This window comes from Streptodolium elevatio, assembly GCF_040649515.1.
Taxonomy (GTDB): domain Bacteria; phylum Actinomycetota; class Actinomycetes; order Streptomycetales; family Streptomycetaceae; genus Yinghuangia; species Yinghuangia elevatio.
The window spans coordinates 20442-47084 of sequence record NZ_JBEZFP010000067.1 but is presented as its reverse complement, the minus strand read 5'-3'; the positions used below and the strand labels follow the sequence as shown (position 1 = coordinate 47084).

General features: G+C 71.8%; 14 protein-coding genes, 1 tRNA gene and 1 pseudogene. 14 read left to right on the top strand and 2 right to left on the bottom strand.

Annotated features, from left to right (window positions below):
- Window positions 1-416 precede the first annotated feature (416 nt).
- Window positions 417-2828, bottom strand: a complete 2412-nt coding sequence (locus AB0C36_RS24375; RefSeq protein WP_358357368.1) for a DEAD/DEAH box helicase — start codon at window positions 2826-2828, stop codon at window positions 417-419.
- A gap of 108 nt (window positions 2829-2936) precedes the next feature.
- On the opposite strand from AB0C36_RS24375, the gene bldG reads away from it, so the two are divergent.
- The 5 genes from bldG (at window position 2937) to AB0C36_RS24350 (ending at window position 9342) form a co-directional block, all read left to right on the top strand.
- Window positions 2937-3278 (top strand): anti-sigma factor antagonist BldG, encoded by a 342-nt coding sequence (gene bldG / locus AB0C36_RS24370; RefSeq protein ID WP_358357365.1) that lies wholly within the window; start codon window positions 2937-2939, stop codon window positions 3276-3278.
- Between the two features lie 115 nt (window positions 3279-3393).
- Window positions 3394-3870, top strand: a complete 477-nt coding sequence (locus tag AB0C36_RS24365; protein ID WP_358357363.1) for an ATP-binding protein — start codon at window positions 3394-3396, stop codon at window positions 3868-3870.
- A gap of 571 nt (window positions 3871-4441) precedes the next feature.
- A complete protein-coding gene (locus AB0C36_RS24360) occupies window positions 4442-6835 on the top strand; it encodes a sodium-translocating pyrophosphatase (RefSeq protein ID WP_358357360.1) in 2394 nt (797 codons plus the stop codon).
- Between the two features lie 189 nt (window positions 6836-7024).
- Window positions 7025-7792, top strand: a complete 768-nt coding sequence (locus AB0C36_RS24355) for a hypothetical protein (protein WP_358357358.1) — start codon at window positions 7025-7027, stop codon at window positions 7790-7792.
- A gap of 65 nt (window positions 7793-7857) precedes the next feature.
- Complete coding sequence (locus tag AB0C36_RS24350; RefSeq protein ID WP_358357371.1) at window positions 7858-9342, top strand: DUF7059 domain-containing protein; 1485 nt, start codon at window positions 7858-7860, stop codon at window positions 9340-9342.
- A gap of 62 nt (window positions 9343-9404) precedes the next feature.
- Here AB0C36_RS24350 and AB0C36_RS24345 read toward each other — a convergent pair whose 3' ends face one another.
- On the bottom strand, window positions 9405-11009 hold the full coding sequence (locus tag AB0C36_RS24345) for an MDR family MFS transporter (protein WP_358357355.1): 1605 nt from the start codon (window positions 11007-11009) through the stop codon (window positions 9405-9407).
- 479 nt (window positions 11010-11488) lie between these two features.
- On the opposite strand from AB0C36_RS24345, the gene topA reads away from it, so the two are divergent.
- The 9 genes and pseudogenes from topA to AB0C36_RS24300 all read left to right on the top strand — a co-directional run.
- Window positions 11489-14350 (top strand): type I DNA topoisomerase, encoded by a 2862-nt coding sequence (topA, locus tag AB0C36_RS24340; protein ID WP_358357352.1) that lies wholly within the window; start codon window positions 11489-11491, stop codon window positions 14348-14350.
- 168 nt (window positions 14351-14518) lie between these two features.
- Window positions 14519-17887 (top strand): dTMP kinase, encoded by a 3369-nt coding sequence (gene tmk, locus AB0C36_RS24335; RefSeq protein WP_358357350.1) that lies wholly within the window; start codon window positions 14519-14521, stop codon window positions 17885-17887.
- A gap of 72 nt (window positions 17888-17959) precedes the next feature.
- Complete coding sequence (locus AB0C36_RS24330; protein ID WP_358357347.1) at window positions 17960-19147, top strand: DNA polymerase III subunit delta'; 1188 nt, start codon at window positions 17960-17962, stop codon at window positions 19145-19147.
- A 297-nt stretch (window positions 19148-19444) separates the two neighbouring features.
- Window positions 19445-21043 carry an alpha/beta hydrolase-fold protein gene (locus AB0C36_RS24325; RefSeq protein WP_358357344.1) on the top strand — a complete coding sequence of 533 codons (1599 nt, stop codon included), beginning with the start codon at window positions 19445-19447 and terminating at the stop codon, window positions 21041-21043.
- A 117-nt stretch (window positions 21044-21160) separates the two neighbouring features.
- Window positions 21161-22780 (top strand): alpha/beta hydrolase, encoded by a 1620-nt coding sequence (locus tag AB0C36_RS24320; RefSeq protein WP_358357341.1) that lies wholly within the window; start codon window positions 21161-21163, stop codon window positions 22778-22780.
- Window positions 22781-22823: 43 nt separating this feature from the next.
- Window positions 22824-24491 carry an alpha/beta hydrolase gene (locus AB0C36_RS24315; RefSeq protein ID WP_358357338.1) on the top strand — a complete coding sequence of 556 codons (1668 nt, stop codon included), beginning with the start codon at window positions 22824-22826 and terminating at the stop codon, window positions 24489-24491.
- A gap of 173 nt (window positions 24492-24664) precedes the next feature.
- The gene (locus AB0C36_RS24310) at window positions 24665-26176 is read left to right on the top strand and encodes an alpha/beta hydrolase (RefSeq protein ID WP_358357335.1); all 1512 of its coding nucleotides are present in this window, start codon (window positions 24665-24667) and stop codon (window positions 26174-26176) included.
- Window positions 26177-26231: 55 nt separating this feature from the next.
- A tRNA-Thr gene (locus AB0C36_RS24305) sits at window positions 26232-26305 on the top strand.
- Between the two features lie 124 nt (window positions 26306-26429).
- A pseudogene (locus AB0C36_RS24300) lies at window positions 26430-26642 on the top strand (hypothetical protein); the annotation flags it as partial.
- Between the last annotated feature and the right edge of the window lies 1 nt (window position 26643).

Genomic DNA, 26643 nt, shown 5'->3' with positions numbered 1-26643 from the left:
CGGCGAACCGGGGCCGCACAACCCCGGGACTGGTGCATGGCTCGGACAACGCAGCCCTGCCGCCGGTCCCCAGGCCGTGCGGATCACCTGTCGTCGACCGCTCGCGTCGGCCCCGATCCCGATCCCGAACCGATCCGATCCGATCCCTATCCCGATTCCAAGCCCGGTTTCCGGTTTCCAGCCCCCGGCCCCGAATGCGATCCCAATTCCAACCCCGACCCAACCTCAGTCCCGATTCCGGTCCGAGTCCACTGCCGATCACGATCTCGCTCACATGGCCGGACACTCGATCAACACAATCCACCGCACTCAATCCCGAATACACGATGCACAGCCCTGATTCCGCACTCGGTCGGTCGGTGGGCACGCCAGGGGATCAGTTGGTCCCGTCGGTTCCATCGGTCGCGCCCGTCCGCCTACTGCTCGCACGTGTCCGACTCCGCCTGTGCCTGCCCCTCCAACTCGCCCTCGCGGCCCTGCAGCAGCACGGTGAGCAGTCTGATCGCACCGGGCTTGTCGAGCGGGAAGTTGCCGTTCCCGCACTTGGGGGACTGCACGCAACTCGGGCAGCCGGCCTCGCATTCGCATGCGGCGATGGCGTCGCGGGTGGCAGCGAGCCAGGAGGGGGCTGTGGCGTAGGCGCGTTCGGCGAAACCCGCGCCACCCGCGTGGCCGTCGTAGACGAACACCGTCGGCAGGCCGGTGTCCGGGTGCAGGGCGGTCGAGACTCCGCCGATGTCCCAGCGATCGCAGGTCGCGAAGAGGGGAAGGAGGCCGATCGAGGCGTGTTCGGCGGCGTGCGCGGCGCCCGGCAGGTCCGTGTCGTCGAGGGCCGCGTCGGCGACCTGGTCGGGGGTGACCGTCCACCAGACCGCGCGGGTACGCAGCGAGCGTTCCGGGAGGTCGAGCTTGTGCTCGCCGAGCACTTCGCCGGTCATGATGCGGCGGCGCTGGTAGGACACCACGCGGCTGGTGACCTCGACCGAGCCGAAATGCAGGCGGCCTTCACCCCACGGCTCCGCGCGCACCTCTTCGAGGATCCGGATGTCGGTCGTCTCGCGCGCGGAGGTCGTCCAGTCGGGCGCGGCGCGGCGGACGAGGGCGACGTCGTCCGCCAAGTCGAGCAGACGCACCAGGTACGTGTCGCCCTGATGGAGGTGGACGGCGCCCTGGTGGACCGCGCTGTGCGCGGCGGCGGCGTCGACCGTGCCCAGCACCCGCCCGGTGTCCTCCTCGACGACGCGCACGGCCTGGCCGCCGGCGCCGCGGATGTCGGTGAGATCGGTCGCGCGCTCGGGACTGGTCCAGAACCAGCCCGAGGGGCGTTTGCGCAGCAGGCCGCGCCGGACCAGGCCGGGGAGCAGTTCGGCGGCGACCGGCCCGAAGAGCGGCAGGTCGCTTTCCTCCAGCGGGAGTTCGGCGGCGGCCGCACACAGGTGCGGAGCCAGCACGTACGGGTTGTCCGGGTCGAGGACGGTCGCCTCGACCGGGCGGTCGAAGAGCGCCTCCGGGTGGTGCACGAGGAACGTGTCGAGCGGGTCGTCCCGGGCGATCAGGACGGCGAGTGCGGCCTGCCCGGCGCGGCCCGCGCGTCCGGCCTGCTGCCACAGCGACGCCCGCGTGCCGGGGTAGCCGGCCAGCAGGACGGCGTCCAGGCCGGAGACGTCGACGCCGAGTTCGAGTGCCGTGGTGGCGGCGACACCGAGCAGGCGGCCGTCGTGCAGCGCGCGCTCGAGCCCGCGCCGTTCGTCGGCGAGATAGCCGGAGCGGTACGTCGCGACACGCTCGGCCAGCCCGGGGTCGATGCGTTCGAGTTGGTCGCGGGCCATCACGCGGACCACCTCCGCGCCGCGCCGGGAGCGTACGAAGGCCACCGTGCGCACGCCGTCGACCACGAGGTCGGTCAGCAGGTCCGCCGCCTCCGCGGTCGCGGTGCGCCGCACCGGGGCGCCGCGTTCGCCCTTCAGGTCGGTCAGCGGCGGCTCCCACAGCGCGAAGGTGAGTGCCCCGCGCGGGGACGCGTCGTCGGTCACCGCCACGATGTCGTCCGGCTCCGCGCCGATGAGCCGGGCCGCGGCACCGCCCGGATCGGACACCGTCGCGGACGCCAGGATGAACACGGGGTCGGAGCCGTAGCGGCGACACACCCGGCGCAGACGCCGGATCACTTGGGCGACATGCGAGCCGAACACGCCGCGGTAAGTGTGGCACTCGTCGATCACGACGTACTTGAGTGCCTTCAGGTACGCCGACCACGTGCGGTGCGCCGGGAGCAACGACCGGTGCAACATGTCCGGGTTGGTCAGCACGTACGCCGCATGTCCCCGCACCCAGCGCCGCAGATCGACGGGCGTGTCGCCGTCGTAGGCCGCCGCGCGCACGGGATCAAGTCCCGTTTGCGCGGCGCGCAACTCGTCCACAGCCCGGATCTGGTCGGCTGCGAGCGCTTTCGTGGGGGACAGATACAGCGCGGTGGCACCACGGCCGTTCGGAGCCCGGGTACCCTCCAAGAGGGCGGTGAGTACCGGCAGAAGGTAGGCCATGGACTTGCCCGAGGCGGTGCCGGTCGCCAAGACGACTGATCGGCCCGACGCGGCTGCCGATGCGGCAAGCGCCTGGTGTTCCCAAGGGTGGTCGACACCGACCGCCCGAAAAGCGTCCACGACTTCCGGGCGCGCCCAATCGGGCCAGATGGTCGGCCTGCCCCTTCGCGGGGGTATGCGCCGAACGTGTGTCACTCGATCGGGTCGCCCGTGGGCCGCGATCAAGCGGTCCAACAGGTCTTCCTGGGAGTGTGGATTGGGCGACATCGGGCACCAGTCTCGCATCGAAAGTCGTGGGATTCATCGTCCTGTAGCGCCCATAAGTGGTTGAATGCCTTGGCGGCTGCCGATCCTTGGGGGGCGACCGCTCGATAGCAAGGTGCTGGAGGATCCGTGGACCTGTCCCTGTCGACCCGAACCGAGGGCGGCCGTACGGTCGTCGAGGTGGGCGGCGAGATCGATGTGTACACCGCCCCCAAACTGCGCGAGCAATTGGTGGAACTCGTCAACGACGGGAGCTACCACCTGATCGTGGACATGGAGGGTGTGGACTTCCTGGACTCGACCGGTCTGGGCGTCCTGGTCGGCGGTCTCAAGCGCGTTCGCGCGCACGAGGGCTCGCTGCGCCTGGTGTGCACTCAGGAGCGCATCCTGAAGATCTTCCGTATCACCGGTCTGACCAAGGTGTTCCCCATCCACACCTCGGTGGAGGAAGCCGTCAACGCGACGGACTGAGCCGCGCCCGTCCGTCTCGCGGAGGGGCGCTCCGCCCGCCACCGCTTCAACCAGGTAGCGCTTCGCACCGGACAGCCCGCCGGTCGGAACGTCGGCAAGTACGGCTGGGGGATCTATGGCCATCGTCGAGCTGCGCTTCACCGCGCTGCCCGAACACGTCCGTACGGCGCGGCTTGTCGCCGCCGCCGTGGCCCGCCGGGCCGGTGTCGCCGAGTCCGTGCTGGACGAGGTACGCCTTGCCGTCGGCGAGGCGTGCTCGCGCGCGGTCGGTCTCACCCGCCAGGTGGGTGCGGACGAGCCGGTGACGGTGACGCTCGACGACGGCGACGGGCGGTTCTCGATCGAGGTGCGCGACGCCGTTCCACAGCCCGCGGTGGTGGGCGCCGGCGAGTCCGGCGGTTCCGTCGGCCTGCCCGGCCCCTCGGGGGCGAACGGCATGAGCCTGGACGTCGCGGAGAGCGAGTTGGGCCTCGCCGTGATCCTGGGCCTGGTCGACGAGTTGGACGTCCGCGCGGGTGCCGACGGCGGCAGTATCCGTATGTCGTGGCCGTCCGAGAAGGGCAAGATCGGAGACGACCCGCTGGGGTTGTGACGCAGGTGGGTGCGCGCTGGGGCGAGCGTCCCGCTGCCGTGCCGGGAGACGCGTCGACCGCTGTGTCGCGCGCTGCTCCGACCGCCACCCCGACTACTGCTCCAAGCGACTGAATTATCCGCGAACGGCGGGCCTTCCATACGGAAGGCCCGCCGTTCGCTTTCGCTTTCTCCGCTGTTGCCTGGCCGCGGCCAGTAGTCGCGACCACTTCGCCTGCACTTCGCCTGCCACTCCGTAGGCAAGTTCGTAGGCCTCCGTAGGCCAGTTCGCCCGCCAGTTCGCCCGCCAGTTCGTCGGCCAGTTCGTCGGCCAGTTCGTCGGCCAGTTGTGGCCTCGACAGGAGGCCGCAACGTCGGCTTCTATCCCGATTCCGGCGGCGCAAAACCTGTTTACCCGGGGATTGCCCCGAATCGCGGCGTAGTGCGCGTATTTTATGCATAATTCGATATGATCATGAAGATTACCGTGGTGTGTTCTTGATCATTTGCATACACTCCCATTCACGTTGTAAAAGATCGTCTAGCGCCCGTCTGAGAAGCCAGTCCGAAACATCCCTCGCGATGGAGGACGCATGTCCGGGCTCCAACTCACCGAACTCGCCACTGTCACCGCAGCACCGGGGACCGCCGAGGTCGCCGGGACCGATCTGACGTACGTCGTGGTGGTCGCGGTCATTGCGCTCGGCGCCCTCGCCGTCGCCGCGGCCCTGGTACGCCAGGTGCTCGCCGCCGACGAGGGCACCGCGAAGATGAAGGAAATCGCCGGTGCCGTCCAGGAGGGCGCCGCGGCCTATCTCACCCGTCAGTTCCGCACCCTGGGGCTCTTCGCCGTCGGGGTCTTCTTCCTGCTGATGCTGCTTCCGGCCGAGGGCTGGGACGAACGCATCGGCCGCTCGGTGTTCTTCCTCGTCGGCGCGGTGTTCTCCGCGATCACCGGCTACACCGGCATGTGGCTCGCGGTCCGCAGCAATGTGCGCGTGGCCGCCGCGGCACGTGCCGGCGGCACCGGTCCCGAGGCCTCGCACACCGCCATGCGGATCGCGTTCCGCACCGGCGGCGTCGCCGGCATGTTCACCGTCGGCCTCGGCCTGTTCGGCGCCGCACTCGTGGTGATCATCTACCGCGAGGACGCGCCCAAGGTCCTCGAAGGGTTCGGCTTCGGCGCGGCCCTGCTGGCCATGTTCATGCGTGTCGGCGGCGGCATCTTCACCAAGGCCGCCGACGTCGGAGCCGACCTGGTCGGCAAGGTCGAGCAGGGCATCCCCGAGGACGACCCGCGCAACGCCGCCACCATCGCGGACAACGTCGGCGACAACGTCGGCGACTGCGCGGGCATGGCGGCCGACCTGTTCGAGTCGTACGCCGTGACGCTCGTCGCGGCACTCATCCTCGGCAAGGCCGCGTTCGGCGACGCCGGCCTCGTCTTCCCCCTGATCGTCCCCGCGATCGGCGTCATCACCGCGGTCATCGGCATCTACGCGGTGTCGCCGCGCGCCGGGGACCGCAGCGGCATGACCGCGATCAACCGCGGCTTCTTCCTGTCCGCGGTGATCTCGCTCGCGCTCGTCGGCGTCGCCGCGTTCGCGTACCTGCCCGACAAGTTCTCCGAGCTCGAAGGCCTGTCCAACACGACCGCCACCGGCAAGGAGATCCTCGAACACTCCGGTGACCCCCGCGTGTTCGCCCTCGTCGCGGTCCTCATCGGCATCGTGCTGGCGGCCGTGATCCAGCAGCTGACCGGCTACTTCACCGAGACGTCGCGCCGCCCGGTCCGGGACGTCGTCAAGACGTCGCTCACCGGTCCGGCGACCGTCATCCTGTCGGGCATCTCGCTCGGCCTGGAGTCCGCGGTGTACGCGGCCGTGCTCATCGGCATCGCGGTCTACGGCGCGTACCTGCTCGGCGGCGGCATCATCATGCTGGCGCTGTTCGCGGTGGCCCTCGCCGGCACCGGCCTGCTCACCACGGTCGGCGTGATCGTCGCGATGGACACGTTCGGTCCGGTCTCCGACAACGCGCAGGGCATCGCCGAGATGTCCGGCGACGTCGAGGGCGAGGGCGCGCAGGTCCTCACCGACCTGGACGCGGTCGGCAACACCACCAAGGCCATCACGAAGGGCATCGCCATCGCGACCGCGGTGCTTGCCGCGACGGCCCTGTACGGCTCGTACCGCGACGCCGTCGAGACCGCCAGGGTGGAAGTCGGGGAGGGCGCGAACGAGAGTATGTCGCGCCTCGAGGCGCTGTCGTTCAACCTCGACATCTCCCAGCCGAACAACCTGTTCGGGCTGATCCTCGGCGCCGCGGTCGTGTTCCTGTTCAGCGGCCTGGCCATCAACGCGGTGGCGCGCGCCGCGGGCGCGGTGGTGTTCGAGGTACGCGAGCAGTTCCGCACGAAGCCCGGGATCATGTCCGGCACGGAGAAGCCGGACTACGGCCGCGTCGTCGACATCTGCACGCGCGACTCGCTCCGCGAACTCGCCACCCCGGGCCTGTTGGCGGTGATGGCACCGATTGCGGTCGGCTTCGCCCTCGGCATCGCACCGCTGGGCGCGTACCTGGCCGGCGCGATCGGCGCGGGCACCCTCATGGCGGTGTTCCTCGCCAACTCCGGTGGCGCGTGGGACAACGCGAAGAAGACGATCGAGGACGGCACGTACGGCGGCAAGGGCTCCGACGCGCACTCCGCGACCGTCATCGGCGACACCGTGGGCGACCCGTTCAAGGACACCGCGGGCCCCGCGATCAACCCGCTCCTGAAGGTCATGAACCTGGTCGCACTGCTGATCGCCCCCGCGGTGGTCAAGCTCACCATCGGCGCGGACGCCAGCGACGGCCTGCGCGCGGGCATCGCGGTCTTCGCGATCGTGGTGATCATCGGCGCGGTCTGGTGGAGCAAGCGCAAGTCCATCGCCGTGGGCACGCCGAACAACGAACCCAAGGACGCCACTCCGGTAGGGGGCTGACCTGCGGCGGGGCGTACCACCCCACTGACCGGACGGGCCGAGGAGACGGCCCGCCGGCATTCGGGACGGAGGGCGATGCGGTGGACCGCGTCGCCCTCCGTCCGTGTCGTATGCCACCCTCGGACTGCCGCGGGCCCCGCCGCAGGGGCCTTGCAGACGCGGTACGGCGATGCGAACACGGAGACGAGCGTGGCACGTAAGACCCCGGCGATATCCCCCGCACTCGCGGCCCTGGCCGCTGCCGTGGTGGTCGTGACCGCCGGATGCGGCGGCGACGACGGCGACGACAACACCAAGAAACTCGCCGACTGGGCGGGCAAGGTCTGCACCACAGACGTCACCGGCCGCATCGACGCCTCCAAGAAGGCGCTCGACGACATAGGCACCGTGGTTTCCAACGAGACCCCCGAGGCGCTCAAGGCCCGGCTCGCCGCCGATGTCGCCAAACTCGCCGAGGCGAACACCGCGTTCGCCGCCGCCCTCGACCGGGCCGGCCCGCCGGAGATCAAGGACGGCCGGGCCCAGATGCAGGTGCTGACCGGCGACCTGCGCGCCACCGCCGCCGGGTGGACGGCCGTCACCACCAAGCTGGAGGAACTGCCGACCGGCGACCAGAAGGCGTTCGCGGACGCCCTGCGCGCGCTGGAGCCCACCATCTCCAGCTCCCTCACGGTCTCGCGCGCCGCGCTCGACAAACTCCACCAGGGCGCACTGGGCAAGGCCCTGGCCGGAGTTCCGGGCTGCGTGAGCGGCCCCGCCGCGTCGTCCGGGGTGCCGTCCGACGCCACGCCGGAGACGTCGCCCGCCCCGCCCGCGGACCCGGCGACGGCGCCGCCCGCCTCGGCTCCCGAACCGCCCGAGGGCTCGCCGTCGGCCTCCGCCTCGGTGTCCGGCTCCACTTCGCCGTCGGCGTCGTCCTCCGCGTCGTCGTCCACCTCGGCGTCCGCGAGGCCTTAGCCCCGCCGGACACCCCGTGGCGGTCCGGAAGACCTGTCGGCGCAAGGCAGGATGGTCCTGTGACCATGCACGACTCCTCCCAGGTGACCCGGCTCCGCGAAGCGCTGGCCGACGCGGACTACACCGTCGACGGGTGCCTCGACGCGCTCGGGCCGCAGGCGTACGGTGCTCTGTCGCGCAGCGAGACCGTCCCCGCCCTGCGCTCGCTGCGCGGCGACGGCGGCCCGCTCGCGACCTTGATCCGGCTCTTCCTGCTCCAGACGCGGGTGCCCCTCGCGCAGGCGCGCACCGCGCTGCCCTTCGACGAGGCGGTCGCGGGCGGCCTGTTGGCACGCGACGGCGACGAGGTGCACGCGCTCGTCGACATCCGGCCGTACGGCGAGGCCGACACCGACTGGTGGGTCGTCTCCGACCTCGGCAGCGGCATCGGCGGGGTGTCCGGCCCGGTACGCCCCGACCACGTGCTGGGCATCGGCGGCGCCTCGACCACGCTGGCCGGGATCACGATCCGCGAGCAGGCCGACCGCGTCCTCGACCTCGGAACCGGCTGCGGCGTCCAGGCCCTGCACGCGTCGCGGCACGCCCGAGCCGTCACCGCGACCGACGTCAACCGCCGCGCGCTGGACCTGACGCGCCTGACGATGGCGCTGTCCGGCATCGCCAACGTCGGTCTCGCCGAAGGAAGTCTGTTCGAGCCGGTCGAGCGCGAGACGTTCGACCTCATCGTCTCGAACCCGCCCTTCGTGATCTCGCCGAAGGGACGCTTCACCTATCGCGACGGCGGCCTGCCCGGTGACGAGATCTGCCGCCGCCTGGTCGCCGAGGCACCGGCGCACCTCGCGGACGGCGGCTACTGCCAACTGCTGGCCAATTGGCAGCACGTCAAGGGGGAGGACTGGCAGGACCGCCTCCGCGAGTGGCTGGCTCCCACCGGCTGCGACGCGTGGGTCGTGCAGCGCGAGGTCCAGGACCCCGCGCAGTACGCCGAGTTGTGGCTGCGCGACGCCGGCGACCACCAAAGCGCGGAGTACGCCGCCCGGTACGACGCGTGGCTGGACGCGTTCGAGCGCGACGGCGTGGAAGGTGTCGGCTTCGGCTGGATCTCGCTGCACAAGTCGGGCAGCGAACGGCCGGTGGCGCACATCGAGGAGTGGCCGCACGCGGTCGAGCAGCCGCTCGGCGCCGAGATCGCCGCGTGGTTCCGCCGCCAGGACGCCCTGCGCTCGCACGACGACGCGGCACTCCTCGGCACCGCGTTCCGCCTCGCTTCCGCGGTGCTCCAGGAGCAGACCGGGCAACCCGGCGCAGAGGACCCGGAGTACGTCGTGCTCCGCCAGCAGCGCGGCATGTGCCGCGCGGACCGCGTCGACACGGTCGGCGCCGCGCTGGCGGGCGCGAGCGACGGGCGCCTGACCGCGGGGGCGATCGTCGACGCGATCGCCGAACTGCTCGGCGAGGACCAGGTGGCCCTGCGGGACGCCGTACCCGGTCCGCTGCGGTCGCTGATCGCCGACGGATTCCTGCTGTTTCCGGAGACCCCCGCTCCCTGACCCGAGCCGCACCCGAGCGCCCCTGGCCCGCGCCGTCACCCGGGTGCTTCTGACCCGGACCGCTACTTGACCCGCACCATCCGGCGCCGCTTCCCGCGTTCCGCCCGCGCCTCGACCGGCAGGCGCGTGTCGCGCATCGACGCCGCCGCCGCGAGGCCGAGCAGGACGCAGGGGAGCACCACGATGTAGACCGTGCTCATGCCGGCCGAGTACGCGTCGTGCACGGCCCCCTGGAGGCCCGACGCATACTCCCCCACCCGCTCCGGGTGAGCCAGCGCCGCGTCCGCCCCGCCGGGCGGCAGCTGCGCCTCGGCGACCCGGTGCTCGGCCAGCTCGCCGGGCAGGGTGTCGGTGAACCGCCGGGCGATCACCGCCCCGAAGACCGCCGTGCTGATGGTGCCGCCGAGGGTGCGGAAGAAGGCGATGGACGACGTCGCGATGCCCAGGTCGCGGCGTTCCACGGTGGCCTGCGCGGCCAGGATCAGCACCTGCGAGGTGAACCCGATGCCGATGCCCGACACGACCATCGCCGGCCACAGCGCGGGCGCGGGTGCCCCGAGGACCTGCCACGCGAGCAGCGCCGCGGACACCGCCGAGAGCGCCATGCCGATCATCGGGAAGACCTTGACCCGCCCGGTGCGCGCGATGAGCCGCCCCGACGTCGTGGAGCCCACCAGGTTCGCGGCGATGAACGGCAGCATCAGCAGCCCGGCCTCGGTCGCCGTGAAACCGCGCCCGAGCTGGAAGAACTGCGGCAGGAACACCATGGACGCGTACATCGTCGAGCCCATCAGGAAGGCCGCCGCGCACTGCGCCGTGAACGACCGGCTGTGGAACAGCCGCGGCGGCCACAGCGGTTCGCGGGCCCGCCGCTCCCACCACCCGGTCGCCACCAGCAGCGCGACGGCCGCGGCGCCGAGCCCGTACGCCGTCGCCGACGTCCACGCGAAGCGCTGCCCGCCGAACGACACCAGCAGCAGGAGCGCGCTGACGCCGGCGACCAGCAGCAGCGACCCGAGGTAGTCGACCGACACCTGCGAGCGGCGCCGCGGCAGCGTCAGGCTGCGCTGGATCACCACGAACGCGACCGCGGCGAACGGCAGCATGGAGAAGAAGCACCAGCGCCAGCCGATGGTGTCCACGAAGACCCCGCCGAGCAGCGGACCGAGGGCCGTCGACGACGCGAAGGAGGCGCCGATCCAGCCCTGGTACCGGCCGCGCTCGGCCGGCGAGATGATGTCGCCGATCACCGCCTGGCAGAGCGTGATGATCCCGCCGACCCCGGCGCCCTGCACCGCGCGGAAGGCGATCAGCTGCCAGATGTCCGTCGCCACCGCGGAAAGCGCGGTGCCGGCCGTGAACACGCCGATGGCGGTGAGCAGCAGCGGCTTGCGTCCGTAGAGGTCGGACAGCTTCCCCCACAGCGGGGTCGCGGCGCAGTTGGTGAGAAGATGCCCGGCGACGACCCACGCCACCTTGTCGACCCCGCCGAGTTCGCCCGCTATGGTCGGCAGACCGGTGGTGATGATGGTGCTGGCAAGCGCCGCGATGAACATCGAGATGAGCAGGCCGGTGAAGACGGTACGCCGCTGAGCTGCGCTGATGTCGGCGTACGGGGGCGCTGCCGCCGCATCGTCCAGGGGCTCTCCGGCTGCCTCGTGCTCCATGCCTGGCCCCGCTTCCGTGCCGATCTGACGGTCCATCAGAGATAACGACCTGTGGCCGAGGAAGCAAGATGTACCGGGCACTCATCGTTTTGTCCGTCGCCCTTGACCGGCCCCCGCGGCCGTTCGGGAGCGGCTCGGACGGGGGAGGGTTAGCGGCCCGGGAAGCGGGAACCGTTGGGTGCGCGTTACCGTTCGAGTGGCATCGGGCCGATCCGTGTCGTATACCGGGCAGGGCCGGTTTGACATCGGGGGCTGGGATACCGTCACACTCCGCCACACGGCAGCTACATTCCCTGACGGGCGTCGGCCGCCCGGGCAACGCCGGAGCTAGGCCCCAGCAAGGCCGGAGAAACGCCGGAGAAACGCCGGCGCAAGGCCGGACCGGTACCGGACGGAGCAACGGCGCAGCAGTGCCGCAGCAACGCCATAGCAGTGCCCCCGCAGTGCCCCACAGCAGCAATCTGGAGAGAAGAGCGAAGGTGTCCCCGAGCAGCGAGACCGCGCGCGAAGGCAGTCGACTCGTCATCGTCGAGTCGCCTGCCAAGGCGAAGACGATCAAGGGCTACCTTGGGCCCGGTTACGTGGTCGAGGCCAGTGTGGGTCACATCCGCGACCTCCCGAACGGCGCTGCCGAGGTCCCGGCCGCGTACGAGGGCCAGTCCTGGGCGCGCCTCGGGGTCAACGTCGAGGCCGACTTCGAGCCGATCTACGTCGTCAACGCCGACAAGAAGCAGCAGGTCGCGAAGCTCAAGAAGCTCCTGAAGGACGCCGACGAACTCTTCCTCGCCACCGACGAGGACCGCGAGGGCGAAGCCATCGCGTGGCACCTCCAAGAGGTCCTTCAGCCCAAGGTGCCGGTGCGGCGCATGGTGTTCCACGAGATCACCAAGGACGCCATCCAGTCGGCCGTCGCCAACCCGCGCGAGCTCAACCAGCGCCTGGTCGACGCCCAGGAGACCCGCCGCATCCTCGACCGCCTCTACGGCTACGAGGTGTCGCCGGTCCTGTGGAAGAAGGTCGGCCCCAAGCTGTCCGCCGGCCGCGTGCAGTCGGTCGCGACGCGCCTGGTCGTGGAGCGCGAGCGCGAGCGCCGCGCCTTCCGCTCGGCCTCGTACTGGGACGTGCTCGGCACGTTCGACACCGGCCGCGCCGGCGACGCCACCGACCCGCGCACGGTCAACGCGCGCCTGGTCAACCTGGACGGCAAGCGTGTCGCCACCGGCCGAGACTTCGGCTCCGACGGGCAGCTGAAGGGCCGCGACGTCCTGCACGTCGACGAGGCCGGCGCCCGCGCGCTCGCCGCGGCACTGGAGTCGGCGCAGTTCGCGGTGCGCGCGGTCGAGCGCAAGCCGTACCGCCGCTCGCCCTACGCGCCGTTCCGCACCACCACGCTCCAGCAGGAGGCCTCGCGCAAGCTCGGCTTCGGTGCCAAGGCGACCATGCAGGTGGCCCAGAAGCTGTACGAGAACGGCTTCATCACGTACATGCGTACCGACTCCACGACGCTGTCCGACACCGCGGTCGCCGCGGCCCGGGCGCAGGTCCGCGAGCTGTACGGCGCCGAGTACCTGCCCGACGCGCCGCGCTCGTACGCCGGCAAGGTCAAGAACGCGCAGGAGGCGCACGAGGCCATCCGCCCCTCCGGCGACCGCTTCCGCACCCCCGCCGAGACCGGCCTGACCGGCGACCAGTTCCGCCTCTACGAGCTGATCTGGATGCGCACCGTCGCCTCCCAGATGAAGGACGCGATCGGCCAGTCCGTCACGGTCCGTATCGGCGGCACCGCGGCGGAGGCCCCCGGCCTGCCCGGCCGCGACGCCGAGTTCACCGCGTCCGGCAAGATCATCACGTTCCACGGCTTCCTGAAGGCCTACGTCGAGGGCTCCGACGACCCCGAGGCCGAGCTCGACGACCGCGAGCGCCGCCTGCCGATGGTCGAGGAGGGCGACGCGCTCACCGCCACCGAGCTGACCCCCGAGGGCCACGCCACCAAGCCGCCCGCCCGCTACACCGAGGCGTCGCTCATCAAGGAGCTGGAGGAGCGCGAGATCGGCCGCCCGTCGACGTACGCGTCGATCATCGGCACGATCCTCGATCGCGGCTACGTCTTCAAGAAGGGCACCGCGCTGGTTCCCTCCTTCATCGCGTTCGCCGTCGTCGGCCTCCTGGAGAACCACTTCGGGCGCCTGGTCGACTACGACTTCACCGCGAAGATGGAGGACGACCTCGACCAGATCGCCCGCGGCGAGACCGAGTCGGTGCCGTGGCTGCGCCGCTTCTACTTCGGCGAGGACGCACCCGCGGGCGGCGCGCAGGCGGGCGACCACCTCGAAGGTCTCAAGGACCTGGTGACCGACCTGGGCGCGATCGACGCCCGTGAGGTCAACTCGTTCCCGGTCGGCGACGGCATCGTGCTGCGCGTCGGCCGCTTCGGACCGTACGTCGAGCGCGACGACAAGCGCGCCGACGTGCCCGTCGACCTGCCGCCGGACGAACTCACCGTCGAGAAGGCCGAGGAACTGCTCAACAAGCCGAGCGGCGACTTCGTGCTCGGCACCGACCCGGCCACCGGGCACCTGATCGTGGCGAAGGACGGCCGGTACGGCCCGTACGTCACCGAGGTGCTGCCCGAGCCGGAGACGGCCGCATCCACGGCCGAGTCCGGCACGCCCGAGCCGGCGGCCCCGGAGGGCGGGACCGGAACGGGCGCGGCGAAGAAGACGACTGCGAAGAAGACCCCGGCCAAGAAGACCGCGAAGAAGGCCGCCGCCAAGGGACCGAAGCCGCGCACGGCGTCGCTGTTCAAGTCGATGGCGCTCGACACGGTCACGCTGGAGGACGCGCTCAGGCTGTTCTCGCTGCCGCGCGTCGTCGGCGTCGACCCGGCGAGCGGCGAGGAGATCACCGCGCAGAACGGCCGCTACGGCCCGTACCTGAAGAAGGGGACGGACTCGCGGTCGCTCACCACCGAGGACCAGCTGTTCACGGTGACCCTCGACGAGGCGCTCGCCATCTACGCGGAGGAGAAGCGGCGCGGCCGCGCGGCCGCCAAGCCGCCGCTGAAGGAACTCGGCGAGGACCCGGTGAGCGGAAAGCCGGTCGTGGTGAAGGACGGCCGCTTCGGCCCGTACGTCACCGACGGCGAGACCAACGCCACCCTCCGGGCCGCCGACAGCGTCGAGGAGATCACTCCCGAGCGCGGCTACGAACTCCTGGCGGAGAAGCGCGCCAAGGGCCCCGCGCCCAAGAAGCGCGCCGCCGCGAAGAAGGCCCCGGCCAAGAAGGCCCCCGCGAAGAAGACCGCGGCGACCAAGAAGGCCCCGGCGAAGAAGGCGACCTGAGGTTCGCTGGTACGAGGGCCGCCGGAACTTCCTCCGGCGGCCCGTCCGCGTTTGCCCGGAACGGCGCCGATTGGTGTGCCCGGGCAACCGCGCGAAGTCCGGCGACGACCGGGAAACGCCGGTTTGAACGTCGTTTCCCTCGGCGCCCACACGGTTAGGGTTGACGGCATGACGCAAGCCGAGCAGCACACGTCCGGGGCGGCGATACCGCCCCGGACCCCGGATCCCGTCACCGGCATCGGGGGCGTCCTCAAGATCGCCCCGTTCCGGCGCTTCTGGACCGCTATCGCCGCGTCCGCCCTGGCGGACTGGCTCGGCCTGCTCGCCCTCACGTCGGCCGCGCTGTGGACCGTCGAGGGCGACTACCTCGACTTCGCGGCGGCGGTCGCCGCGGTCTTCGTGCTGCGCCTGCTGCCCGCCGCGCTCGTCGCGCCGCTGGCCGCGCAGATCGTCGACCACCTCGACCGGCGCTGGACGATGGCCGTCTGCGACATCGTGCGGTTCGGCCTGATCGCCTCGGTGCCGTTCGTCGACGAGTTGTGGTGGATCCTCGCCGCGACCGCGCTGGGCGGCATCGCCGGAGCCTTCTGGGGGCCGGCTCGCGACGCGACCGTGCCCAATTTGGTGCCGCGCCAACGCCTCGCGACCGCGGCCCAGTTCAACTTGGTGACCGGCTACGCCGCCGCGCCCGTCGCGGCCGCGGTCTTCATCGTGCTGGCGCTGGTCAACCAGTTGCTCGCGCCGTCGTTCGACACGCTCGCCAAGCACCCGTCCGACATCGCGCTGTTCGCGACGGCCGCCGTGCACCTCATCTCGGCGCTGTACGTGTACATGCTGCGCATGCCCACACGCGGGCGCTCGGTCAGCACCCGGCGGCCGAACCCCATGCTCGTGGTCGCCGACACGCCCCGCGTCTTCAAGCACTCGCGCACCACGCGCGGCCTCGTCATCGGCATGCTCGCGCTGTTCCTCGCGGGCGGCGTGCTGGTCGGCCTCACGCCGCTCTACACGGCGGAACTGGGTGCGGGGAACGCCGCGTACGGCACGGTCTTCCTGACGCTGCTCGCCGGCGCCGCGCTCGGCCTCCTGTGCGGTCCGCGCGTCGTCGCGACGTTCAGCCGCCGGCGCCTGTTCGGTATCGCGGTCGCGGCCGCCGGCCTCGTGCTGCTGATGACCGGACTGTTCGCGAACGTCGCCGTCGTCGTGGTACTCACCGGCGTCCTCGGTGTGCTGTCCGGGATCGCCTGGGTCACCGGCTACACGCTGTTCGGTCTGGAGGTCGGCGAGGACCTGCGTACGCGCGCCTTCGCGTTCGTCCAGGCCGCGGTCCGCGTCGTGATGCTCGTCGGACTCGCGGCGGGTTCGCTCGTCGCGGGGGCGATCGGCCTGCACACCTGGACGCCCGGCGACCACTACGTCTTCACGTACAACGGCTCGGCGCTGACCCTCATGGGCACCGGCGTGCTGGTGATCGCGACGGGCCTGTTCGTGCTGCGTGCGGTCGACGACCGGCGCGGCGTCCCGCTGGTCCGCGACCTCGTCGAATCGGCCCGCAACGTCGACCACGTCTCCGGCCGCCCGGCGGGCGCGCCCGGCTACTTCATCTCGCTCGAAGGCGGCGAGGGCGTCGGCAAGTCGACCCAGGTCGAGGCGCTGGCCTCCTGGATCCGCAGCAAGGGCCATGACGTCGTGGTGACCCGCGAGCCCGGCGCGACCGAGATCGGCAAGCGCCTGCGCGCGATGCTGCTCGACGTCAACAACACCGGCATCGACCCGCGCGCCGAGGCACTGCTGTACGCCGCCGACCGCGCCGAACACGTCGCCACCGTCATCCGCCCCGCACTCGAACGCGGCGCGATCGTCATCACCGACCGGTACATCGACTCGTCGGTGGCCTACCAGGGCGCCGGGCGCGAACTGGGCACGCGCGAGATCGCCCGCGTCTCGCGCTGGGCCAGCGACGGCCTGCAGCCCGACCTGACGATCCTGCTCGACCTCGACCCCGAGGTCGGCCACGGCCGCTTCACCGAGGCCCCGGACCGGCTGGAGTCCGAGCCGCAGAGCTTCCACCACCTCGTGCGCGGCGCGTTCCTCGACCTCGCCGCCGCCGACCCCGACCGCTACCTCGTCGTCGACGCCGCCCAGGAGCCCGACGCGGTCACCACCGCGATCCGCCACCGGCTCGACCGCGAACTGCCCGTCTCCGAGCAGGAGAAGCGCCAGGCCGAGGAACTGGCCCGCCGCGAGCGCGAGGAGGAGGAGCGCCGCAAGGCCGAGCGTGCCCAGGCCGAGGCCGAGAAGCAGGCGCTGATCGCCCGCCTGCGTGCGGAGAGCGAGGAGCGCCAGCGGTACGCCGAGCAGCAGCGCCTCGCCGAGGAGGCCGCGCGCCGCGCCGAGGAGGAGCGCATCCGGGCCGAGGAGGAGGTGCGCCGCCGGGCCGAGGAGCAGGAGCGGCTCGCCGCCGAGGCCGTGCGCCTCGCCGAGGAGGCCAAGCGCCGTGCGGAGGAGGAGCGCGTACGCCTCGAGGAAGAGGCCGCGCGTCGGGCCGCGGAGCAGAGGCGCCTCGAAGAGGAGGCCGCGCGCCGCGCCGAGGAGCACCGGATCCAGGCCGAGGAAGAGGAGCGCATCCGCCGCGAGCAGGCGCGGCGTATCGAGGAGGAGTCCGCGCTGCGGGCCGAGCGCGACCGCGTCGCGGCGGAGGAGGAGCGGGCCGCCGAGTCCGAGCGCCGCCGCCGTGCCGAGGAGGAGCGCCGCCGCCGCGAGGAGGAGGCCGCCGCCGACACCAAGCGCCGCCGCGAGGAGGCCGCGGTCCGGGCCGCCGAGGCCAAGCGCCGTGCCGAGGAGCGGGAGAAGGCCGAGGAGGCGTTGCGCCTCGCCGAGGCGGAGCGCCGCGCGGCCGAGGAGGACGCCGCTCGTGCGGTCGTCGCCGCCGCTGCCGCTCAGGCCCGTGCCGCGAAGGAGGCCGCGGCGCTCGCCGCCGAGGCCGGTGGCGCGGACGCGCCCGTGGCCAACGGCTCGACCCGTGCGTCGGGCGAGGTGCCGTCGGGAACGATCGCCGCCGACGCGCCCACCGCGGCCACCCGGGTCGTTCCCGCGGTCGACCCGCAGGCGGCTGCCCCGACGACGGCTGCCGGGGCCTCGTCCTCGGCGCCCGCGTCGTCCGAGTCTCCGTCGCGCGCATCTTCGCCTTCCGGTTCGTCCGCGTCGTCTGCCTCGTCGTCGGCCGCGTCGTCGGCTTCGTCGTCGGCCCCCGCGCCGGCCGACGTCGAACCGGACACCGCCGAGCTGGAGATCGTCCGCCCCCGTCCGGTCGAGGAGCCCCCGCCGGGCTCCGAGGACGACACGCAGAAAATCCCCAAGATCCGCATCGACGAGACCACGCGACTGCCCGTCGTCGCGACCGGCGACGGCCACGACGACCCGCACACGCTCGCCGACGACCTGCTCGGTCCGTGGGCCGGGCAGCCGCCGGAGCCGGACACCCCCGCGGAGCCCGCCCCGGAGGCGCGCAAGAGCCGCTGGCGCCGCAAGCCGTAGGTTGTCCGTTCCGCCCGGTACGGTCGTACTCGTCGGGCCCGAACCATCCGCAACTCCGAGGAGCACGCCGCCGTGACCGTGTGGGACGACCTGGTCGGCCAGGACCGCGTCGTCGGCCAGCTGCGTGCCGCGGCGTCGGCGGGCCGGGCCGTGCTCGCCGGTGAGGCGGGCGGCGGCATGACCCACGCGTGGCTGTTCACCGGCCCGCCCGGCTCCGGCCGGGCCACCGCGGCCCGTGCCTTCGCCGCGGCGCTCCAGTGCGTGAGCCCCGACCTGGCCCTGGGCGCCGAGCCCGGCTGCGGCCACTGCGACGGCTGCCACACCGCGCTGACCGGCACGCACGCGGACGTCGACGTGATCGGCACCGAGCTGCTGTCCATCGGTGTGAAGGAGACACGCGACCTGGTCCGCCGCGCCGCGATGTCCCCGGCGAGCGGACGCTGGCAGGTCATCGTCCTGGAGGACGCCGACCGGCTCACCGAAGGCGCCGGCAACGTCCTGCTGAAGGCCATCGAGGAACCGGCGCCGCGTACGGTGTGGATGCTCTGCGCGCCGTCCGTCGAGGACGCGTTGCCGACGATCCGGTCGCGCTGCCGGCACATCGCGCTGCGTACGCCGCCGGTCGACGCGGTCGCCGACATGCTCGCCCGGCGCGACGGGATCGACCCGGCGATGGCCGCGTACGCCGCCCGTGCGACCGGCGGACACATCGGGCGCGCCCGCCGCCTCGCCACCGACGAGCAGACCCGGACGCGCCGCGCCGAGGTGCTCAAGCTGCCCACCCAACTCGGCGACATCGGCAGCTGCATGGCCGCCGCGCAGCGCCTGGTCGACGCGGCCGCCGCGGACGCGAAGGAGATCACCGAGGAGCAGGACGCGCGCGAGACCGAGGAGTTGCGCAACGCGCTCGGCGCGTCGACCCCGGGCGGCCGCCTGCCGTCCGGTACGGCAGGGGTCGTCAAGGAATTGGAGAACCGCCAGAAGAAACGCGCGACGCGCACCCAGCGCGACTGCCTCGACCTGGCGTTGATCGACCTCGCGGCCTTCTACCGCGACGTCCTGGCCGTCCAGTTCGGGGCCCAAGTCCCGCTGGACAACGAGCAGATGCGTCCCGCGCTGGACAGCGTCGCCCGCTCGGCGACCCCCGAGACGACGCTGCGCCGCATCGAGGCGATCCTCGCCTGCCGGCGCGCGATCGACACAAATGTCGCGCCGTTGTTGGCCGTCGAGGCCATGGCGCTGACCCTTCGGGCCGGCTGAGCGGGAACCCGGAGCGGCGTCCGAGGCGTCGACATGGGAGAGTTCCCCACGGCGGACCAGCCGCCTCCCGGGTCACTGTGATCCCACCACCGGTCCTCCGGCGGTACTCACGGGCGACCCTTTGCCATTGCTCCAGGGATGTACCCCGGGACGTCCGGCCCGGAGAACCATCGCGGCAACTGCCGCCGGACGTGCAACCGGAAGCACAACCGGAATCACGGCCGGAGACAGAGCTAGAGACAGAGCCGGAAACAGAGCCAGAACTACTGCCAAGGACGGTGCAAGTCGGTGCGACCGGTGCGGAAGGCACTCAAGGCCCTGCTGATCGCGGCGACGACGGGCTTCGCCGTCACGTACCTCCTGCGCACGCAGGGCGCGAAGCTCCAGCGACGCGCGGCCGGCGGGGCCGGGCCGGAACCACGTGTTCCGGAACGCGACTTCGCCGGGGAGCCGGTACGCCCCCCTGCCCTCACCGGGCGCGGCGGCGGCCCGAACGGCGGGCACGGGGGCCGCGGCACGGATGACACAGACGACACACCTGTGTCGACTCCCGTCGTCCCCGCACCGCACCGCCCGCGCACGGCGCCCATGCCGCCGCCCGCGGTCACGCCGGTCACCCGGGTCGTCCCGGGCACTGGGGACACTCTGGGTACTTCGGCTGATGCGGGCGCCGGGGCCGCCGCGGCCGGGCCGGTTGCGGCAGACGTACCACCTGGTGCCCGCGAACAGGCCCCCCAGATCGTCGAGATCGACCCCGACGAGCTCACACCGCTCGCGGTGATCGGCCCCGAGCCGGAGCGTCCCGCGCGTACCCGGCGCCCCCAACTCGTGGTCGGCGGCATCGCCTTGGCGTTCGTGGTGGCCGCGGGCGCCGTGGGGACCCTGGCGTACGACAGCCTGAAGGGCGGGGACGACGACGAGAAGACGTCCCCCGCCGCCGCCACCAGTTCGGCGGCCACGCCGCGCCCGTCCACCAGTGCCACCACCGGCGCCCTGGCACCGCTCGGCCCCCAGCAGTTCCAGTCGCTCGGCACCCGCTCCGGCGGGGTGCTGAACCACCTCGAACTCGCGGGCCGCCGCTCCGGCGTGACATCCGACGTGTGGGTGTGGCTCCCGCCGCAGTACTCGCAGGAGAACATGCGGAGCAAGAGCTTCCCGGTTCTCGTCGTGCACTCGGCGTACCCGGGTGTGGGCGCCAACTCGATGCTGGAGCCCGGGATGGGGCTGCTCGCGGACCTGACCGACGGCATCACGAGCGGCACGCTGCCGCCGTTCGTGATCGTGGCACCGGAGTTGACGCCGTATCAGCAGAGCGAGATCAACGCGCTCGCCGACCCGGCCGAGATCGACACCGAGTGCAGCGACATACCGGGCAAGCCGAGCATGGCGACGTTCCACAACGAGGACGTGCGCGAGGCGGTGGCCGCCACCTTCCGTGTGTCGACCGACCGCGCTTCATGGGGACTGCTCGGCGAGGGCGCCGGCGGCCTGTGTGCGACGAAGTACGCACTGCAGTACCCGCAGTACTACGCCGCTTCGGCCAGCATGTCGGGTCCCCTGGAACTGACTTCGCCGCTGTGGCCGTCGGCGCCGGGCGTACGCGAGGCGCAGCAGCCCAAGGCACTGCTGGCCAAGAACCCCGACGTACGCGTGTTCATCTCCAACGCGACCTCCGCCAACGCCGCCCGCCAGCAGGCGATCTCCTTCAAGGCCGCCGCCAAGGCCCCGACCGTCGTCGAGAACGCCGTCGCGGCCGGCGTCGTCGCCAAGCAACTCCCCGCCGCCCTCGAGTTCCTGGACCGCAACGTCACGGACAGCACGGAGAAGTCCCCGTCCTCCACATCGACCGCCACCACAGGCACGGGCACCGGCGGGACGTCGACACGTCGGCCCTGACGGGCCATCAGCACCCTGACCGCGGGGGTGACGGAGCGACGTGATAGTTGTTCCACCGTGACCGCCCCTGACGCGCATAGACGCGCCCTCGTTCGCCGCGGAATACCCGCATTTGCCGTGACCGCGGCCCTACTTGCGGGTTGCAGCCCGGGAGGCGGTGGCACCGCCGGCAACGTCGCCGACGCGAAGCCCTCCAGCTCCCCGGCCCCGGCCGGTACGCCTACGGCCGACCCCGGCACGCCTCCTCCGCCGCCTCCGCCCCCGCCCAAGGGACAGGACGATCCGGCGCTCAAGGACTTCTACGCCCAGAAGTTGGCGTGGAAGGCGTGCAAGGACGACCCGGAGACCGAGGAAAAGGACGAAGCCGAGTTCCAGTGCGCGACGCTCCGTGTGCCGCTGGACTATGCGAACCCCGCCGTCCGCTCGATCGAGGTCGCGCTCATGCGCCACCAGGCGGCGAACTCCGAGGCCCGGGTCGGCACGCTGCTGGTGAACCCGGGCGGGCCGGGCGGCTCGGGCAAGGATTGGCTGAAGTACGCGTACGGGCGCTTCGACGGCGCCATGCACGACCGCTTCGACATCATCGGCTTCGACCCCCGCGGCGTCGGAGAGAGCAACCCGATCCAGTGCCTCGACGACAAGGCCAGGGACCGGGACAACGCGGACGACGGGCCGGACCCGAAGGACCACGCGGCGAGCAACGCGTACTCCGAACAGAAGAGCAAGGAGTTCGCCGACGCCTGCCAGGCCAAGTCCGGCGACCTGCTGCCGTTCGTCGGCACCCGCAATGTGGCGCGCGACATGGACGTCCTGCGCGGCGTCGTCGGCGACTCCGAACTGCACTACCTGGGCTACTCCTACGGCACCTACCTCGGGTCCCTCTACCTTGAGGAGTTCCCCGACAAGGCGGGCCGCCTCGTCCTCGACGCCGCCGTCGACCCCGCCGAGGACCCGCTGGAGAAGTCGGTGAACCAGCAGATCGGGTTCGAGCAGGCGTTCACGCGCTTCGCCAAGGACTGCGCCGCGCGCGCCGGCTGCCCTCTCGGCCGCAACGCCGACAAGGCGGCCCTGGTGGGCGTCGACTTCCTCGACGGGTTGCGCACCAAACCGCTGACGACCCGCGAACAGGGCCGCAAGCTGACGTCCAGCCTCGGCTGGACCGGCATGATCAGCCTTCTCTACGGCGACGCGGAGCGCTGGAAGTGGCTGCGGGATGCCTTCACCTACGCGATGCGCGACGGGGACGGATCCGCCCTGCTCTATTACGCCGACAACTACAACGGCCGCAATGAAGAGGGCAAGTACGACGGCTCGATGGACGCCCTCCCGGCCGTCCGCTGCGCCGACGGCGCGGCCGCGGCGCCGTCACCCGAACGGGTCCAAGAGGTCCTCGCCAAACTGCGCAAGGAGGCCCCGCTGTTCTCACGGGACACGGTCGCGGAGGACTTCGACGGTCCCGGGTGCGAGTTCTGGCCGTACAAGACCCCGGAGAAGGCCCACACGATCAAGGCGCCCGCGGACAGCCCGGTGCTGGTGATCGGTACCACCGGCGACCCCGCGACGCCGTACGCGGCCTCCGAGCGCCTCGCAGAGGGGCTCGGCAACGCCACCCTCCTCACCCTTGAGGGTGAAGGCCATGCGGCGTACGGCAAGGGCAACGCGTGCATCGACGACGCCGTCGACAAGTTCTTCCTCGACGGCACGATGCCCCCGGCCGGGACCCGCTGCGTGCAATAGTCCGACCGAACACCAAACCCGGGCGCGTGGTAGGCATGACAGGGTGAGGATCTCCAGCCGCCACGGCGCCCGTCTGCGCGGGGCCATACCCGCCGCCCTCGTCACCGCCGTTTTTGTCGCGGGGTGCTCGTCGGGCGGCGTGGCGTCCAAGGTCAAGGACTCGGCGGGCAACCCGGGGGCAGGCGTTCCCGGGGCGGCCCGCGGGCCCGGCCTCGACACGACGCCGATTCCCGGTGCCAAGGGGCAGAACGACCCGTCGCTGACGGCGTTCTACACGCAGCAGCCGGACTGGAAGGCCTGCGCGGACGACCCGGAGACGGCCGCGGACGAGGGCGAACTCGAGTGTGCGTCGCTGCGCGTACCGCTCGACTACGCGAACCCGGGGACCAAGGCCATCACCATCGCGGCCATGCGTTATCCGGCGAGCGCGAGCGGGAGTGCGCGAATAGGTTCCCTGCTCACCAATCCCGGCGGGCCGGGCGGCTCGGGTCTCGACTACCTCAAGGGCTCGTTCGAGAGCACCGACCCGGCGATCCACAAAGCCTTCGACATCGTCGCCTTCGACCCGCGCGGCGTGGGGGAGAGCTCACAGGTCAAGTGCCTCGACGACGCCGAGCGCGACCGGCGCGACGCGGAGGACGGGCCCGACCCGAAGGACATCGCGGCCAGCACCGCGTTCGACGACCAGCGCAGCAAAGAGTTCGTCGAGGGCTGCGAACGCAACTCCGGCGACCTGCTGCCGTTCGTCGGCACCCGCAATGCCGCGCGCGACATGGACATCCTGCGCGTGGTCGTCGGCGACGAGCAGCTGAACTACCTCGGCTACTCGTACGGCACCTACCTCGGGGCCCTGTACGCCGAGGAGTTCCCGAACCGCACCGGCCGCCTCGTCCTCGACGGAGCCGTCGACCCGGCGGCCGACCCGCTCGACGACTCGATCGCCCAGCAGGTCGGGTTCGAAAAGTCGTTCACACGCTTCGCCGAGGACTGCGCGACCCGCCCCGACTGCCCGCTCGGCAGCGACCCCGCGAAGGCCGCCCTGGTCGGCGTCGACTTCCTGGACGGCCTGCGCACTTCCCCGCTGTCCACCCGACTGACCGACGGCCGCCGGCTCACCTCCAGCCTCGGCTGGACCGGCACGATCCGGCTCCTGTACGCCGACGAGGCCCAGGGCTGGCACGCGTTGCGCGAAGCGCTCACCGCCGCCATGGAGCGCGGCGACGGCACCCCTCTGGTCCTCTACGCCGACGACTACAACGGCCGCGACGAGAACGGGAAGTACGACGGATCGATGGACGCCCTGTCCGTCATCAGCTGCGCCGACGGCATGTCCGAAGCGCCTTCCCCGCAGCGGGTCCAGGAGGTCCTGGACCGGCTGCACCGCGAGGCCCCGCTCTTCTCCCGCGACACCGTCGCCGAGGATCTGGACGGCCCCGGCTGCGAGTTCTGGCCGTTCCGCACGACCGAGAAGCCCCACGCGGTCAAGGCGGCCGGCAGCAAGCCGATCCTGGTGATCGGCACGACCGGCGACCCGGCGACCCCGTACGCCGCCTCCGAACGCCTTGCCGAGGGCTTCGAGAACGCCACGCTGCTGACGCTGGAGGGCGAGGGCCATACGGCGTACGGCCGCGGCAACGCGTGCATCGACGACGCCGTCAACGCCTACCTCCTCGACGGCACGATGCCCGCCCCCGACACACGCTGCTCCTGACCTCTCCCGCGCGCGGGCCAAGCCCCCGGGCCACACCCCCGGGTCCCCTCGCACGCCTCACCGCGGCACCCCTCAAGTCGCCGTCAACGCACGGTCCTCAGCCCCCGGCCGGTTACGCTCAAGGCGACGGTCGGCCCCGCGCGGCCGAGGGGCGAGGCAAGGGGCTGGTACGTGTGAGGCGACGCGTCGGCGCGGCATTGGCGGCCGCACTCCTGCTGGCGGGGTGCTCGGACGGCGGCGACGGCAAGAAGGCCGCACCACCGCCCACCGCGAACGGCGGGGCGACCTCCGTCCCCATGCCGGACGCCGACAAGATCGACTGGGGCCGCTGCCCCGAGGGCGGCAACTTCGAATGCGGCACCCTCTCGGTGCCCGTCGACTACGCCGACGCCGACGGCCCCAAGGTCGACATCGCGCTCCTGCGCAAGAAGGCGACCGGCGACGACCGCATCGGAGCCCTCGTGGTCAACCCGGGCGGCCCCGGCGGCTCCGGCATCTCCTTCGCGCGCTACGCCGCCTCCGCGTTCCCCAAGGACGTCCGCGAGCGCTACGACATCGTCGGCTTCGACCCGCGCGGCGTCGGACGCAGCGCGCCGGTGAAGTGCCTGTCGGACACCGAGATGGACGCGTACACGCAGATCGACCAGACCCCCGACACCCCCGACGAGGAGAACGCCGCCGTCGACGGCGCCGCCGGGTTCGGCAAGTCCTGCCAGGAGAACACCGACCAACTCCTGGGCCACGTCAGCACCGCCGAGGCGGCCCGCGACATGGACCAGATCCGGGAGGCGCTCGGCGACGACAGGCTCAACTACCTCGGGGCGTCGTACGGCACCTTCCTCGGCGCGACCTACGCCGAACTGTTCCCCGACAAGGTGGGCCGCTTCGTCCTCGACGGCGCGATCGACCCGAGCCAGAACGCCGCGACCGCCAACCGCGTGCAGGGCGGCGGCTTCGAGACCGCGCTCGTCGCGTACGTCGACGACTGCCTGGCCGGCGGCTCCTGCTTCCTCGGCGCCGACCGCGAGGCCGCCCTCGCCCGCATCCGCGGCCTCCTCGCCACCCTCGACGCCAACCCCATCCCCGGCGACGCCAAGCGGCAGGTCAACGAACCGATCGCCACCACCGGCATCCTCTCCCCGCTCTACTCGCGCGACCAGTGGCCCGAACTCACCCGCGCCCTCCAGTCCGCCTTCCGCGGCGACGGCGGCCCCCTGCTCGACCTCAGCGACATGTACTACGAGCGCGGCGCCGACGGCCGCTACGCCAACCTCATGTACGCCAACGCCGCCGTCAACTGCCTCGACAGCCCCCCGGCCGCCACCACCCCCGACCAGGTCAAGGCCCAGGTCGCCGAGTTCGAGGCGACCTCCCCGACCTTCGGCCGCGCCCTCGCCTGGGCCGGCCTCACCTGCGGCACCTGGCCCCTCTCCGCCACCGGCCGCCCCCACGAGATCAAGGCCGCCGGCGCCGCCCCCATCCTCGTCGTCGGCACCACCCGCGACCCGGCCACCCCGTACACCTGGTCCCAAGCCCTCGCATCCCAGCTCGAGTCCGGCCACCTCCTCACCTACGACGGCGACGGCCACACCGCCTACCTCCGCGGCAGCACCTGCGTCGACTCCGCCGTCGACAGCTACCTCCTCACCGGCTCCCCACCCCCCGACAACAAAACCTGTAATTGATCACCCCGCCCCCTGTGTATGCTTGTCGCCGTCCCCACCACCACGGTGAAGACACGCCGCCTTAGCTCAGTCGGCCAGAGCGACGCACTCGTAATGCGTAGGTCAAGGGTTCGATTCCCTTAGGCGGCTCAGTAATGAGGGCCAAGTCAGGTAGACCCTGACTTGGCCCTCATCTGTTTCCTGTACGAGCGCGTCCCCGGGGCGTGTGCGTCGTCACAGGGACGGTTCCTCTGAAAGACGAGGAGAGCCGATGATGCGGATCGGAATCACCGGGCACCGTGGTCTGACCGGCTCCGTTGCGGACGAGGTGCGGCGACGGCTCGTCGAAGCGGTCGAGGCGCACAACCCCGCCGAACTCGTGGGTGTCTCCTGCATCGCCGACGGGCCCGACGCGTGGTTCACCCGCGCTGTACTCGACTACGGAGGCACGGTCGAGGTCGTGATCCCGGCGGAGAAGTACCGGGACT